This window comes from Enterobacter sp. Ap-1006 (assembly GCF_011752835.1).
Classification (GTDB): Bacteria; Pseudomonadota; Gammaproteobacteria; order Enterobacterales; family Enterobacteriaceae; genus Cedecea.
Map to the genome: position 1 here is coordinate 396,714 of NZ_VWWU01000001.1, position 14,546 is coordinate 411,259.

Genomic DNA, 14,546 nt, shown 5'->3' on the forward strand with positions numbered 1-14,546 from the left:
TATGTATCTTGGCATCGATATCGGCACCTCTGAACTAAAGGCTTTGCTGATTGACGGGCAGGGTGAAATTTTAGCCTCTGCTCACGCGGCATTAACCGTTCAGCGCCCGCATCCGCACTGGGCTGAGCAGGATCCTGAAGCCTGGTGGCAGGCGACGCAGCAGGTGGTCTCTACGCTGCGTCAGCAAATGCCTGATGCCTGGGCGAGAATTCGCGCTATTGGCTTGTCCGGGCAGATGCACGGCGCGGTGCTGCTGGACGACCAGGGAAAAGTGCTGCGCCCCTGCATTCTGTGGAACGACACGCGCAGCGCCGAACAATGCGCTCGGCTCACGGCAGAACACCCTGAATTTCTTACCATCAGCGGCAACCTGGTGATGCCCGGCTTTACTGCCCCGAAGCTACGCTGGGTGGCGGAGCACGAGCCGGAAATCTTTTCCCGCGTGGACAAGGTGCTGCTGCCGAAAGACTACCTGCGCTGGCGGCTGAGCGGCGCGTTCGTTTCTGACCCGTCGGATGCCGCCGGAACGCTGTGGCTGGACGTGGCAGAACGTGACTGGTCAGACAAACTGCTGGCGGCGACCGGACTGACCCGCAGCCAGATGCCGCGCCTGGTAGAGGGCAGCGAAGTCAGCGCCGTTTTACGTTCCGCCCTGGCGACCGAGTGGGGGCTTAGCTCCGGCGTCAACATCGCCGGTGGCGGTGGCGATAATGCTACCTCTGCAGTGGGCGTTGGCGCGGTGAATAGCGGCGATGCGTTTATTTCGCTCGGCACGTCTGGCGTTATCTTCGTGGTAAACGACGAGCTGCAAACCCGTCCTGAATCCGGCGTGCATGCTTTTTGCCACGCTCTACCTCAGCGCTGGCACCAGATGAGCGTAATGCTCAGCGCCGCCAGCTGCCTGCGCTGGGTGTGCAATCTGCTGTCGGTCACCGAAAGCCAGCTTATGGAGGAAATGGCCGATCTGAGCGACGAGCAGAAAAAGCATGCGCCTGTTTTCCTGCCTTATCTGTCAGGGGAGCGCACGCCGCATAACGATGCTCATGCCATGGGGAGTTTCTTCGCACTCAACCATGAAACCAGCCGTGCCTTACTGGGGTATTCGGTTATTGAGGGCGTGACTTTTGGCCTGGCGGACGGCATGGCGGTGCTGGAGACGTCCCGCAGCCAGATTACCCAATGCAGCCTGACCGGCGGAGGGGCGCGTAGCGCTATCTGGGCGCAGCTGATTGCCGACGTGCTGGATGTGCCGATTGTGACCCATCCGGCGAGTTCCTCCGGAGCGCTCGGTGCTGCTCGCCTTGGCTGGTTAGCCGACGGCGGCGTAGAAGAAGTTGTTTGCCGCAAGCCTCCTGTTCAACAGCGCTTCACGCCGCGTAAAAAACTGCAAAGTGTGCTGCAGCAGCGGTTGTCCGTGTTCCATCTGCTTTACCAACAACAAAAAGCCGCTCGTAAGCTGCTGCCCTGACGGCCCTTCCGGCGGCCTCTCTGCCGCCGGAAACCCCTGTACCCGTGAACGAGGAAGAGTGTGATGCAATCTAAACACTACTGGTTTGGTTTACCTAAACATCTGCTGTGGGGATTTGTCGCCATTGCTATTTTTATGAGCGGCGATGGTTTCGAGATGGCGTTTTTGTCTAAACACATTACCGACATGGGCTTTACGCCCGCGGAATCGGCGATGGTGTTTACTCTGTATGGCCTTGCGGCAGGTCTGGCGGCCTGGGCTTCCGGCGTAGTCGCTGAGCTTATCACCCCGCAAAAAGCAATGCTGATTGGTTTTGTGACCTGGGTCGTGATGCATGCATTGTTTATGACGCTTGGCCTCGGGATGCGTAACTACCCGCTGATGCTTCTGTTTTACGGCATTCGCGGCCTGGCTTATCCGCTGTTTATCTACTCCTTCATGCTGATGTTGGTGCAGGTGGTACCGCGTGAGAGGCTGGCGGCGGCAACGGGCTGGTTCTGGGCGATGTACTCTATCGGCATCGGCGTGGTGGGGAGCTATCTGCCCAGCCTGACTATCCCGGCATTTGGCGAAACGGGGACGCTGTGGATGGCCATTGCCTGGGTAACGGGCGGGGGGCTTATCGCCTTCTTCAGCCTGCGTAATGTGCCGGTTGACCGTTCGCGGGTTAATCTGCCGCTGAAAGAGAAAATGACGGAGATGTCGCGGGCCGTGACCATTCTGTTCAGCAACCGTGACGTGTTTTACGCCTGTCTTATCCGCATTATCAACACGCTGTCGCTGTTTGGCTTTGCGATAGTGATGCCGCTGCTGTTTGTTGACCGTCTCGGTTTCACGATTTCGGAATGGCTGCAAATCTGGGCGGTGTTCTTCTTTGTCACCATTTTCACCAATATCTTTTGGGGAATTATGGGGGAGTACATCGGCTGGATCCGCCAGGTTCGCTGGTTCGGCTGTTTAGGTATGGCGATCTCCAGCCTGACGTTTTATTACCTGCCGGTGTGGGTGGGGCATAACTTCTGGGTGGCGCTGATCCCGGCGGTCATGCTCGGCACCTTTGTCGCGGCGTTTGTGCCAATGACGGCGGTATTTCCAACGCTGGAGCCGCATCACCGCGGGGCGGCTATTTCCATCTATAACCTGTCGGCGGGGATGAGCAACTTTGTGGCACCGGCTATTGCGTCACTCATCCTGCCGTTTTTCGACATTGTGGGCGTAGTTTGGGCGTACACCGGACTGTATCTGTTTGCGGGCGTGCTGACGTTTATCATCAAAGTTCCGCAGCCGAAACGGGTGAAGGATAAAGCTGACGCGAGAAAAATGAGCGCTGTAGAGCAGTAAAATGAAAAAGCCGGGCGAATTACCCGGCTTTTTGCTGTTAGCGAATCACGTCCGCCAGCGCCTCATCTAAGTCGAACCAGCGGAAGCCAAAGCCGGATTCCTCAAGGCGTTTAGGCAGCGCACGTTGTCCGCCGAGCACTAACACGGAAGATTCCCCCATTAGCAGGCGAATCGCCGTGGCCGGGGCGCGAAGTATGGCCGGGCGCTTGAGGGCATGGCCGAGAGCATGGGAAAACTGTTCGTTGCGAACTGGGTAAGGGGAAACCATATTAAACGGCCCGCGCAGGTCGTTATCCAGCAGCCAGAGAATGCCGTTTACCATATCGTCGACGTGGATCCACGCCAGATACTGCCTGCCATTGCCGATGGGGCCGCCGAGCCCCAGCCGGAACAGCGGCAGCATTTTGGCCAGAATTCCGCCTTTGGGGGCTAAAACAACGCCGGTACGTAACAGGCAAACTCGCGTCTTTTCACTTTGCGCGCCACAGGCGATTTGCTCCCAGCGGGCGCAAAGCTTGTGGGTAAATTCGTTGTGGGGAGGTTCGTCTTCGGTGACGACCACTTCGCCCAGGTCGCCGTAATAGCCGGTGGCCGACCCGGAAATGAAGACTTTGGGCGGCTGCTGGCTGGCCTTAAACAGCTCGACCAGCCGCTCGGTGATTTGCCAGCGGCTCTGGCACAGGCGCTGTTTTTGCTCCTCGCTCCAGCGTTTATCGGCGATCGGCTCCCCGGCCAGGTTGATGACCGCGTCAAAGGCGTCGAGATTCTGTAAGCCGTCGAGCCCTTTGAGCAGTACGACGCGATTATTCAGCCGCTTGCGGGCCTTTTCCGGCGCACGCGTGACGACCGAAACAGTATGGCCTAGCTCGAGCAGGCGAGCTGTCAGGTGGCGGCCAATCAGCCCGCTGCCGCCGGTAATCAGGATCTCCATACTTTCCTCCCACCTGGACGCGCTTATCGCCGCCAGCTCAGGGTTATGGATACCGAGTCGGCATAGCGAAGCGCGTAAAGTTTATCGATCTCTACTTCAGCATATGTCACCCACGGGTGGGCGCATGCGATGTTCAGCACATCCTGAGTTAATTTTTCCAGCAGGGAGAAGCGGTTATTCTCAACCAGCTGGATGATGTCTTTGGTCACGGTGCGGTAGTTCAGCGCGTCGTTGATGTCCTCGCTCTCCCTGGCTTTGCCCGCTGGGTAGTGGAGTGCGACGTTAATCACGATGTCCTGCCGGTTGGCGATCTCTTCTTCTTTGATACCAATAAAAGTCCGCAGGCGCAGGTTTTTAATGCGAATAATGGCGTCTGGTTGCATGGATGACATTGCAGGTTCCTTATTAGTCTTTTCCCGCCACAGGATACACCAGGGCGGGAAAAAACCTGAACCGGGGATTACGCCTTCTCTGCCCGCTGATAAGCCTTCACGGTGGCAGGCCGGGTGCGGATCCGCTCAAACCAGTTCCTTACCGCCGGGAAATTGGCGAGGTCAACGCGCTGGCGTTCGTGAGACACCACCCAGGGATAAGTCGCGATGTCCGCAATGCTGTAATCGTGGCCGCCAAGCCACGGGGCTTTCTCGAGTTGTTTATTGAGTACGCCGTAAAGACGCTGGGTTTCAACCTGGTAGCGCTCGATAGCATAAGGGACGGGCTGCGGAGCAAAGTGGTTGAAATGGTGATTCTGGCCCAGCATCGGGCCGAAGCCGCCGACCTGCCAGAAAAGCCACTGCAGCGTGGCATGGCGGGCGCGCAGTTCTTTGCTGAGGAGTAACCCGGTTTTATCCGCCAGATAAAGCAAAATTTCGCCGGACTCAAAGAGACTTAAAGGCTCGCCGCCATCGGCCGGTTTGTTATCCACGATGGCAGGAATTTTGTTATTCGGCGAGATAGCCAAAAAATCCGGGCGAAACTGTTCGCCTTTGCCGATATCGACCCGGTGGATTTTGTACTCCAGGCCGGCCTCTTCCAGAAACAGGGTAATTTTATGGCCGTTTGGGGTAGGCGCATAATAAAGTTCGATCATGGTCACTCCAGGGGTTAGTCCATTTTGGCAAATGTTTCGAGTATAGAAGTTATTGCTATTTCTGCACCGCAATGGTGCGTTTTAAGCGGATGACAAAACGCTTTTTTCGCTCTATGTTCAATAACCTGTCGCGCGAATAAGTGAGGATATGATGAGCCAGCCTGCCATTACGTTGTGGACCGATAGCCAGTGTTTCAGCCCCTATGTGCTTTCCGTTTTTGTTGCGCTGAAAGAGAAAGGACTCGCCTTTTCTCTGCAAACCATCGACCTCGCCAGTGGCCAGAATTTAAAGCCTGGCTGGAAGGGTTTTGATCTGACTCGCCGCGTGCCGGTGCTGGCGGTTGGAGATTTTGTGCTCAGCGAATCCTCCGCCATTGATGAATATCTGGAAGAGCGTTTTGCGCCGCCGACGTGGGAACGCATTTATCCTCATGACATTGAAAAACGCGCCCGGGCGCGGCAGGTGCAGGCGTGGCTGCGCAGCGACTTAATGCCCATTCGGGAAGAGCGTTCTACTGCCGTGGTCTTTGCCGGTGAGAAAAAAACGGCGCTAAGCCCGGCAGGCCTTCAGGCTGCAGAGAAGTTAATCGCTACCGCAGAGCATTTGCTCCCGCAAGGGCAGCAGAATTTATTTGGTGAATGGTCTATCGCCGACACCGACCTGGCGCTGATGCTCAACCGTCTGATTCTGAACGGGGATGACGTCCCTGAGCGGCTGAAAGAGTATGCGAGCTTTCAGTGGCAGCGCGCGTCGGTGCAGCTTTGGCTGGCACAGTCGGCCAAAAACGCAGGCTGATAGCGGGCGGGGAATTCGTTATCATTGGCGGATTGTCATTACTGGAGCCAGGGATAAATGAAACTGATGTTTGCTTCGGACCTTCACGGTTCGGTACCCGCCACGGAAAAAGTCCTGGAACGTTTTGCACACAGCGGCGCGAAATGGCTGGTTATTCTGGGCGACTTACTGAATCACGGCCCTCGGAACGCGTTGCCCGAAGGCTATAATCCTCCAGCGGTGGCGCAGTGCCTGAATAGCGTTGCCGATAAGATTATCGCGGTGCGCGGAAACTGCGACAGCGAAGTGGACCAGATGCTGCTCCAGTTTCCGATTACCGCACCCTGGCAGCAGGTTTTGCTGGCGGAGCAGCGGCTTTTTCTGACCCACGGCCATCTTTATCATCCTGGGCATTTGCCGCCGCTGTCCGCTGGCGATGTTCTGATTTTCGGCCATACGCATCTTCCGGTTGCAGAAAAGCACGAACAGATCTATTTGTTTAATCCAGGCTCTGTCAGCATACCGAAGGGCGGTTTTGAGGCCAGTTACGGGATGCTGGATGATGGCGTTCTGACCGTTTGCACGCTGGAGAGTGATGGGGTTATTGCACAGGTGCGTATTACCCCGTAACGTTGACAGGTTAATCCAATAACGCGCCGTAAGAGCGCCCCTGAATAAGGTTTCCCTGATGGTGGAACAGAGTCATTTTGTCGGCACGGAATGGGTAGATATTGTTAATGAGGACAATGAGGTCATCGCACAGGCAAGCCGCGAGCAAATGCGTGCGCAGCGGCTGCGTCATCGCGCGACCTATATTGTTGTTCACGATGGTATGGGCAAAATTCTGGTGCAGCGTCGCACCGAAATTAAAGACTTCATGCCGGGCATGCTGGATGCTACCGCAGGCGGCGTAGTACAGGCGGATGAACAGATGCTCGAGTCGGCTCGCCGCGAGGCGGAAGAAGAGCTGGGTATTGCCGGCGTGCCGTTCGCGGAACACGGGCAGTTCTACTTCGAAGACGATAGCTGCCGCGTTTGGGGCGGACTCTTTAGCTGCGTGTCCCACGGGCCTTTCGCGCTGCAGGAAGAAGAAGTCAGCGAAGTGAGCTGGATGTCCCCGGAAGAGATCACCGCGCGCTGCGACGAATTTACCCCTGATTCGCTGAAGGCGCTGGCGCTGTGGATGACCCGCAACGCCAAAAACGAGTCACAAAGCGAAGAAAGCGAGTAATTGTTGGCCCTCACCCCGATCCTTTTCCAGCAAGAAGGGGACCTGGGTGAGGGAAAATCAGCAGCTGTCCCGCATACACAGCGATGACGCGATAGTCGGGCTTCTGTCCCATTCTTCTTCGTTAATTCTTGCCAACAGCGCTCGCCCGGCTTCAATCCCAATCTTACGATGTGGTACCGCAATGGTGGTCAGCGCTGGCTGGCACACGCGGCTCACGTCGCTGTCGCCAAACCCGACGATGGCTAAGTCGTCAGGAACTTTGATGCGCCTGCGCTGGCATTCGTACAGCGCGCCGCAGGCCAGCTCATCCGACACGCAAACCAGCGCATCCAGCTCCGGCCAGGCCAGTAAAAACTCGGGTAGCTGTGCGGCCCCGGTGGAGAAATTCGGCGGCGCGGCAGCGTTGATCACCCTGTTGGGCGACATATGGTGGCGCAGCATCGCTTTGTACCAGCCTTGAAGGTGCTGCTGGAAAATCCACTGTTCCTGGTTCGCGCACAGTAGCCCGATATTCTGATAGCCACGGTGGATGAGCATTTCCGTCAGTTCAAACATGGCGGCGACGTTATCAATGCCGATGTTCATGTCCAGCGGATCGGCGCGGGTGGCACCGATTTCGAGCACAGGAATGCTGGCGTGTTTCAGCCAGCCTCGCACCGTGTCGCTGTGTTCCACGCTCAGTAGGATCGCCGCGGCAATATTGGACGCCAGCAGGGTTTCCAGTAGCTTCTCTTCCTGCTCCAGCCGGTGCTGGGATTCTGCCAGGACTATCTGATACCCCGCAGGCTGCAGCACCTGCTGCAGGCCGGCAAACATTTCACTGCAGCCGGATTCTGCCAGGCTTGGGACCACCATTGCAATGGTGTACGAGGAGGCGGAGGCCAGTGCGCTTGCCGCAAGGTTGGGCATGTAACCTAGCTCGGAAACCGCCGCTTCGATTTTTTCGCGTAATTTGTCGGAAACCTGCTCCGGGGTTCTTAGCGCTCGCGAAACGGTCATAGTACCGACTCCGGCGAGCTGAGCCACATCTGCAAGCGTCACCTTACCGGTACTTCGCCGCTTTCGGGTTATGGACATTGTGATTCCTGATTCTCGACCTGAAAAACGCCAGGCTGACGTTGGCCCCTGAAAAAGAAGGGGAAATATCGCTCAAGTATACGCCTGAAATCGTGCGCCTAAATGCGATTTAACACAATGATTGCAATTTGATAGCGCTATCACAAAATCGAGTGATAGTTATTGGTAGCGCTATCTTTGTGATATCAATCACAGTTAAACCCAGGGCCGTTGAATAAAGTTTGCCCATCATCAATGTCGATTTCGAGAGGTTATCGTGCTCAACCAATGGCTGCATCCGCAGACTATTCAGCTTCAGGGTGAGGTCGCAAACTGGCAGCAGGCGCTGGAGATTAGCGCCCGGCCGCTGCTGGACGCGGGGATTATTGCCCCCCATTACCTGACGGCCATTATGCAGCAGCACCAAAAGCTTGGGCCGTACTATGTGCTGGCGCCGGGCCTGGCGATGCCGCATGCGCGTCCGGAAGAGGGCGCGACCGGACTTGGTCTGTCGCTGCTGAAGCTGAAGCGGGGCGTGAGCTTTCATTCTGAGGGGAACGACCCGGTGGATGTCATTATTATGCTGGCGGCCCCGGACAGCCATAGCCATATTGAAATGATTTCTGCGCTCGCTGAGCTATTTTCCAGCGACGAGGACATGGCGTTACTGCATCAGGCCAATAACCTGGAGGAAATACAAAAAATCATTAATCGATTCTAATTTTTTAATTTAACACCATAGGTTTTTACGTTGCATTGAAAAATGCGATGCGCTCTTACTCTACTAAAAATATAAGGTACACAAAATGAAGATAATGGCAATCTGCGGTTCCGGCCTCGGCAGTAGTTTTATGGTCGAAATGAATATTAAAAAAGTGCTTAAAAAACTCAATATTGAGGCAGAGGTTGAACACTCGGATTTATCTTCCGCCACGCCGGACGCGGCAGATGTGTTTGTGATGGCGAAAGATATTGCCGCCAGCGCGCGCCTGCCTGACAGTCAGCTGGTGGTAATCAACAACATCATCGATATCAATGAGCTGGAAAATAAGCTGAGCGCTTATTTCGCGGGTCGTTAATCATAATCCATAGCCAAAATAATTCGAATTGCAGAAAGGCGGCAAGTTCAGGCACTCCAGGAGTTTACATCAAGTAAATGACTGGGAGGGATGAGTGCAGCCAACGCGTCTGCGGTTCGAAGTATGACGGATATAAGCGGAGGCGGATATGTTTATCCTTGGCACGCTGAATTTTATTGTTGATATTCTGAAAGTCCCGGCCATTCTCGTCGGGCTGATAGCCTTAATTGGTCTGGTAGCGCAAAAGAAGTCATTTTCTGATGTGGTAAAAGGCTCAATTAAAACCGTATTAGGTTTTATTGTTTTGGGCGGCGGTGCAACCGTATTAGTGGGGTCTTTGAATCCACTGGGCGGTATGTTTGAGCACGCCTTTAATATCCAGGGCATTATTCCGAATAATGAAGCGATTGTTTCTATTGCACTGGAGAAATACGGGGCATCCACGGCGCTGATCATGGCCTTCGGGATGGTGGCGAACATCATTGTGGCTCGCTTCACCCGCCTGAAGTACATCTTCCTGACCGGGCACCACACGTTCTACATGGCGTGCATGATAAGCGTCATCCTGACCGTGGCGGGCTTTGAAGGCGTGGCGCTGGTGTTCACCGGGTCGCTGATCCTCGGGCTGATCATGGCGTTCTTCCCGGCCATTGCGCAGCGCTATATGCGCCGCATCACCGGCACCGATGATATAGGCTTCGGCCACTTCGGTACGCTGGGTTACGTCCTGTCCGGCTGGATCGGCAGCAAGTGTGGGAAAGGCTCGCGCTCCACGGAAGAGATGAACCTGCCGAAGAACCTTAGCTTCCTGCGTGACAGTTCAATCTCCATCTCCCTGACCATGATTGTCATCTACATGATCCTCGCGATTTGTGCGGGCCAGGCTTATGTAGAAGAGAAACTCAGCGGCGGCCAGAACTTCCTGGTTTACTCCATTATTCAGGCGATTACCTTTGCGGCTGGGGTATTCATCATCCTGCAGGGCGTGCGCTTGATTCTGGCGGAAATCGTCCCGGCGTTTACCGGTTTCTCTGAGAAGCTGGTACCTAATGCACGTCCGGCGCTGGACTGCCCGGTGGTTTACCCTTATGCGCCGAATGCCGTGCTGGTGGGCTTCCTGTTCAGCTTCCTCGGCGGCCTGGTGGGCTTATTCCTTTTAGGGCAGATGAAGCTGGTGCTGATTTTGCCGGGCGTGGTGCCTCACTTCTTTACCGGGGCGACAGCGGGGGTGTTTGGTAACGCTACCGGCGGCCGTCGCGGCGCGATGGTGGGGGCTTTTGCCAACGGGCTGCTGATCACCTTCCTGCCGGTCTTGCTGCTGCCTGTTCTGGGCGCGCTGGGCTTCGCCAACACAACCTTCTCCGACGCCGATTTTGGCGTGGTGGGGATTATCCTCGGCAACCTTGCACGCTTCCTGTCACCTGCGGCGATTACCGCAGTAGTGGTCGCCGTGTTTGCGGTACTGGTCGGGTTCAACTATCTGGGCAAAGGAAAAGGCACTCCTGCCGTACATACTGAAGACAAGACGGGGGCTAAATAATGAATGAACTGGCTGACGTCACGCGGTTTGCGCGCGACATCCGGGTAGAGACGCTGAAAGCGCTCACCCAACTGGGGTTTGGCCATTACGGCGGCAGCATGTCGGTGGTCGAGACGCTCGCGGTACTGTACGGCGACGTGATGAATATCGATCCGGGCGACCCTGACTGGGCTGAACGCGACTACTTTGTGCTGTCGAAGGGGCATGCTGGCCCGGCGCTGTACAGCACGCTGGCGCTGAAAGGGTATTTTCCTGTGGAGCAGTTGGCCACGCTAAACCAGAACGGTACCAGCCTGCCCAGCCACCCCGATCGCCTGAAAACGCGCGGTGTGGATGCGACCACAGGTTCGTTAGGGCAAGGGATTTCGATTGCTGCCGGCATGGCGCTGTCCCACAAACTGGCGCAGCGTCGCAACCGGGTCTTCAGCATCGTTGGCGACGGCGAGCTGAACGAGGGGCAGTGCTGGGAGGCTTTCCAGTTTATTGCTCACCACCGTCTTAACAATCTGACGGTCTTTGTAGACTGGAACAAACAGCAGCTGGACGGCGAGCTGGACGAAATCATCTGTGCTTTCGATCTGGCGGAGAAGTTTAGCGCCTTCGGGTTTGACGTGGTGCAGGTGAAAGGCGATGACATTCCCGGTTTGCTGGCGGCGGTGAAACCCGTTCGCAGCGGCGAACAGCGCCCTCTGTTGGTGATCCTCGACAGCATTAAAGGGCAGGGGGTGCCGTACCTTGAGCAACTGGGGAACTCCCACCATCTCCGCCTGACGGAGCAGTCAAAACAGGCGCTGGAGCAGGCTATCGCGCAACTGGAGGCGGCACATGATTAAGGTAAGTCAGAGCGGCGGCCAGGACGCCGTTGAAATGCGTAAAGTCTACGCCGGGTTTGTTCAGCAGCAGATTGGCGAAGGCAGCGGGATCATCGCGCTGGAAGCTGACCTGATGAGTTCGATGGCGATGGATGGCGTGCAGCGAGATAACCCGCAGCATGTGATTAACTGCGGCATCATGGAAGCCAACGTGATTGGCGTGGCAGCCGGGCTGTCTCTGACCGGCCGTAAGCCGTTCGTCCACACCTTTACCGCCTTCGCCAGCCGCCGCTGCTTTGACCAGCTGTTTATGTCGCTGGATTACCAGCGGAATAACGTCAAGGTGATTGCTTCCGACGCCGGGGTGACGGCCTGCCATAACGGTGGGACCCATATGTCGTTCGAAGATATGGGCATTGTTCGCGGGCTGGCGCATTCTGTTGTGCTGGAAGTGACTGATGCGGTGATGTTTAAAGACATTCTGCGGCAGTTGATCGAGCTGGAAGGTTTCTACTGGGTGCGGACTATTCGCAAGCAGGCGGCGACGGTTTATGAGGCAGGTTCAACCTTCACCATCGGCAAAGGTAATGTGCTGCGTGAGGGAACGGATATCACGCTAATCGCCAACGGAATTATGGTTGCGGAAGCGCTGAAAGCGGCTCAGCAGCTGGAGCAGGAAGGGGTTAGCGCGGCGGTCATCGACATGTTTACCCTCAAGCCTATCGACCGCATGCTGGTGAAGAACTACGCCGAAAAAACCGGCCGGATCGTGACCTGTGAAAACCACAGTATTCACAACGGGCTGGGGTCGGCGGTGGCGGAAGTGCTGGTGGAAACCTGCCCGGTGCCGATGCGCAGAGTGGGCGTGAAGGAGCGTTACGGCCAGGTCGGGACTCAGGACTTCCTGCAGCAGGAGTATGGTCTGACGGCGGCAGATATCGTGCAGGCGGCGAAAGAACTGCTGTAGCGGTTAAAGGTGACAGAAAAAGAAAAGGCAGCCAGAAGGCTGCCTTTTTTGCGTCTCAGTGAGCTTACGCTTGCTGAGCGGACTGAATCGCGGTCAGCGCGATGGTGTAGACGATATCGTCCACCAGCGCGCCACGGGACAGATCGTTAACCGGCTTGCGCATACCCTGTAGCATTGGCCCAATGGAGATCAGGTCTGCAGAACGCTGTACCGCTTTGTAGGTGGTGTTCCCGGTGTTCAGGTCAGGGAAGATGAACACGGTCGCACGGCCCGCAACAGGAGAGTTTGGTGCCTTAGACTTAGCCACGTCAGCCATAACCGCAGCGTCGTACTGCAGTGGACCGTCGATGACCAGATCAGGGCGTTTTTCCTGAGCGATACGGGTGGCTTCACGCACTTTCTCAACGTCGCTACCCGCGCCGGAATTACCGGTGGAGTAGGAGAGCATTGCGACGCGTGGGTCGATACCGAAGGCGGCTGCGGAGTCAGCGGATTGAATCGCGATTTCTGCCAGCTGTTCTGCGGTTGGATCCGGATTGATCGCGCAGTCACCGTAAACGTAAACCTGTTCAGGCAGCAGCATGAAGAACACGGAAGAGACCAGAGAACTGCCCGGTGCGGTTTTGATCAGCTGCAGCGGTGGACGGATGGTGTTGGCGGTGGTGTGAACCGCGCCGGAAACCAGGCCGTCAACTTCGTCCTGCTCAAGCATCAGGGTGCCCAGCACAACGTTGTCTTCCAGCTGTTCGCGGGCAACGGCTTCGGTCATGCCTTTGCTCTTACGCAGCTCAACCAGGCGAGCAACGTAGCTTTCGCGAACCACTTCTGGATCAACGATTTCGATGCCTGCGCCCAGCTCAACGCCCTGTGCCGCAGCAACACGGGTGATTTCATCCGGGTTACCCAGCAGAACACAGGTGGCGATACCGCGCTCAGCACAGATGGCTGCCGCTTTTACGGTACGCGGTTCGTCGCCTTCCGGCAGCACAACGCGTTTACCGGCTTTGCGAGCCAGTTCGGTCAGCTGGTAACGGAACGCTGGAGGAGACAGACGACGGCTGCGCTCGGAGGTCGCGGTCAGGGATTCGATCCAGTTAGCATCGATGTGGCTGGCTACATATTCCTGCACTTTTTCGATACGCTGATGGTCGTCGGTTGGGACTTCCAGGTTGAAGCTCTGCAGGCTCAGAGAGGTCTGCCAGGTGTTGGTTTCAACCATGAACAGCGGCAGGCCGGTAGCAAAAGCACGTTCGCACAGCTTGCTGATGCGAGGGTCCATTTCGTAACCACCGGTCAGCAGGATAGCGCCGATTTCCACGCCGTTCATGGCGGCCAGGCAGGCAGCAACCAGCACGTCCGGGCGATCTGCGGAGGTAACCAGCAGAGAGCCAGGGCGGAAGTGTTCCAGCATGTGCGGAATGCTGCGCGCACAGAAGGTAACGGACTTCACGCGGCGGGTGTTGATGTCGCCTTGATTAACGATGGTGGCGTTCAGGTGGCGAGCCATGTCGATTGCGCGGGTGGCAATCAGCTCGAAGCTCCACGGCACGCAGCCCAGAACCGGCAGCGGGCTGTCGGCAAACAGCAGCTTAGGATCGATGTTAGCGATGCTTGCTTTGCTGGAGTCGTCGAAGATTTCAGACAGATCGGGACGGGTGCGGCCTTGCTCATCAACCGGGGCGTTCAGCTTGTTGATGATGACGCCGGTGATGTTGGTGTTCTTGCTGCCGCCGAAGCTGCTGCGGGTCAGTTCGATACGCTCTTTCAGCTGCTCCGGAGAGTCATTGCCCAGAGACATCACGAAGACGATTTCTGCGTTCAGGGTTTTGGCGATTTCATAGTTCAGCGCCTGCGCAAACTGGTGTTTGCGGGTTGGGACCAGGCCTTCAACCAGTACAACTTCAGCATCTTTGCTGCTGTTGTGGTAGTTGGCGATGATCTCTTCCATCAGCACGTCCTGCTGGTTGCTGGACAGCAGAGACTCAACGTGGCTCATGTGCAGCGGCTCAGCGGCCGGGATGGTGGAGTTAGCACGGATGATGCTGGTGGTCTGGTCCGGCGTATCGCCACCGGTACGCGGCTGGGCGATAGGTTTGAACACGCTCAGGCGAACGCCTTTTTGTTCCATAGCACGGATAACGCCAAGGCTTACGCTGGTAAGGCCGACGCTGGTTCCGGTAGGGATCAGCATAATAGTACGGGACACGGTATAACCTCTTTCGTTTTCGCGAGCAGATATGCTCACTCGACTCAGAA

Annotated in this window: 15 protein-coding genes; 10 read left to right on the top strand and 5 right to left on the bottom strand. The window is 56.5% G+C overall.

Translation table 11 applies throughout. The annotated features are described in order from the left end of the window. Position 1 precedes the first annotated feature (1 nt). Both xylB and F3J28_RS01875 read left to right on the top strand, forming a co-directional pair. A complete protein-coding gene (gene xylB, locus F3J28_RS01870) occupies positions 2-1,468 on the top strand; it encodes a xylulokinase (protein ID WP_166872167.1) in 1,467 nt (488 codons plus the stop codon). A gap of 63 nt (positions 1,469-1,531) precedes the next feature. Continuing rightward, complete coding sequence (locus F3J28_RS01875) at positions 1,532-2,809, top strand: MFS transporter (protein ID WP_166872169.1); 1,278 nt, start codon at positions 1,532-1,534, stop codon at positions 2,807-2,809. 37 nt (positions 2,810-2,846) lie between these two features. Here the strand turns inward: F3J28_RS01875 and F3J28_RS01880 are convergent, their stop codons facing one another. From F3J28_RS01880 to yfcG, 3 genes are all read right to left on the bottom strand, one after another. Then, positions 2,847-3,740 carry a TIGR01777 family oxidoreductase gene (locus tag F3J28_RS01880; protein WP_166872171.1) on the bottom strand — a complete coding sequence of 298 codons (894 nt, stop codon included), beginning with the start codon at positions 3,738-3,740 and terminating at the stop codon, positions 2,847-2,849. A 23-nt stretch (positions 3,741-3,763) separates the two neighbouring features. Further along, on the bottom strand, positions 3,764-4,123 hold the full coding sequence (gene folX, locus F3J28_RS01885; RefSeq protein WP_205247105.1) for a dihydroneopterin triphosphate 2'-epimerase: 360 nt from the start codon (positions 4,121-4,123) through the stop codon (positions 3,764-3,766). Between the two features lie 77 nt (positions 4,124-4,200). Continuing rightward, a complete protein-coding gene (gene yfcG, locus F3J28_RS01890) occupies positions 4,201-4,830 on the bottom strand; it encodes a GSH-dependent disulfide bond oxidoreductase (protein WP_039295554.1) in 630 nt (209 codons plus the stop codon). A 151-nt stretch (positions 4,831-4,981) separates the two neighbouring features. Between yfcG and yfcF the strand changes: the two genes are divergently transcribed. The 3 genes from yfcF to yfcD are packed head-to-tail and all read left to right on the top strand — an operon-like array spanning position 4,982 to position 6,836. Further along, positions 4,982-5,626: a glutathione transferase gene (gene yfcF / locus F3J28_RS01895; protein WP_166874366.1), complete on the top strand. Its 645-nt coding sequence runs from the start codon at positions 4,982-4,984 to the stop codon at positions 5,624-5,626. 57 nt (positions 5,627-5,683) lie between these two features. Beyond that, on the top strand, positions 5,684-6,235 hold the full coding sequence (gene yfcE / locus F3J28_RS01900) for a phosphodiesterase (protein ID WP_166872177.1): 552 nt from the start codon (positions 5,684-5,686) through the stop codon (positions 6,233-6,235). A gap of 58 nt (positions 6,236-6,293) precedes the next feature. Further along, positions 6,294-6,836, top strand: a complete 543-nt coding sequence (gene yfcD, locus F3J28_RS01905; protein ID WP_039305105.1) for an NUDIX hydrolase YfcD — start codon at positions 6,294-6,296, stop codon at positions 6,834-6,836. Positions 6,837-6,893: 57 nt separating this feature from the next. On the opposite strand, the gene F3J28_RS01910 is transcribed toward yfcD, so the two are convergent. Then, on the bottom strand, positions 6,894-7,913 hold the full coding sequence (locus F3J28_RS01910; RefSeq protein ID WP_039305102.1) for a LacI family DNA-binding transcriptional regulator: 1,020 nt from the start codon (positions 7,911-7,913) through the stop codon (positions 6,894-6,896). A 256-nt stretch (positions 7,914-8,169) separates the two neighbouring features. On the opposite strand from F3J28_RS01910, the gene F3J28_RS01915 reads away from it, so the two are divergent. The 5 genes from F3J28_RS01915 (at position 8,170) to F3J28_RS01935 (ending at position 12,290) form a co-directional block, all read left to right on the top strand. Next, entirely contained in the window at positions 8,170-8,613 is a 444-nt protein-coding gene (locus F3J28_RS01915) for a PTS sugar transporter subunit IIA (protein WP_166872180.1), read from the top strand. An 85-nt stretch (positions 8,614-8,698) separates the two neighbouring features. Then, positions 8,699-8,971, top strand: coding sequence for a PTS sugar transporter subunit IIB (locus F3J28_RS01920; RefSeq protein ID WP_008459751.1), 273 nt, complete (start codon positions 8,699-8,701; stop codon positions 8,969-8,971). 148 nt (positions 8,972-9,119) lie between these two features. Beyond that, a complete protein-coding gene (locus tag F3J28_RS01925) occupies positions 9,120-10,511 on the top strand; it encodes a PTS ascorbate transporter subunit IIC (protein ID WP_008459752.1) in 1,392 nt (463 codons plus the stop codon). Further along, positions 10,511-11,344 carry a transketolase gene (locus F3J28_RS01930; RefSeq protein WP_008459753.1) on the top strand — a complete coding sequence of 278 codons (834 nt, stop codon included), beginning with the start codon at positions 10,511-10,513 and terminating at the stop codon, positions 11,342-11,344. The genes F3J28_RS01925 and F3J28_RS01930 overlap by 1 nt, the downstream gene beginning before the upstream one ends. Continuing rightward, positions 11,337-12,290, top strand: a complete 954-nt coding sequence (locus F3J28_RS01935; RefSeq protein ID WP_008459755.1) for a transketolase family protein — start codon at positions 11,337-11,339, stop codon at positions 12,288-12,290. Before F3J28_RS01930 ends, F3J28_RS01935 begins: the two co-directional genes overlap by 8 nt. A gap of 64 nt (positions 12,291-12,354) precedes the next feature. Here F3J28_RS01935 and pta read toward each other — a convergent pair whose 3' ends face one another. Then, positions 12,355-14,496: a phosphate acetyltransferase gene (gene pta / locus F3J28_RS01940; RefSeq protein ID WP_166872182.1), complete on the bottom strand. Its 2,142-nt coding sequence runs from the start codon at positions 14,494-14,496 to the stop codon at positions 12,355-12,357. Positions 14,497-14,546 lie beyond the last annotated feature (50 nt).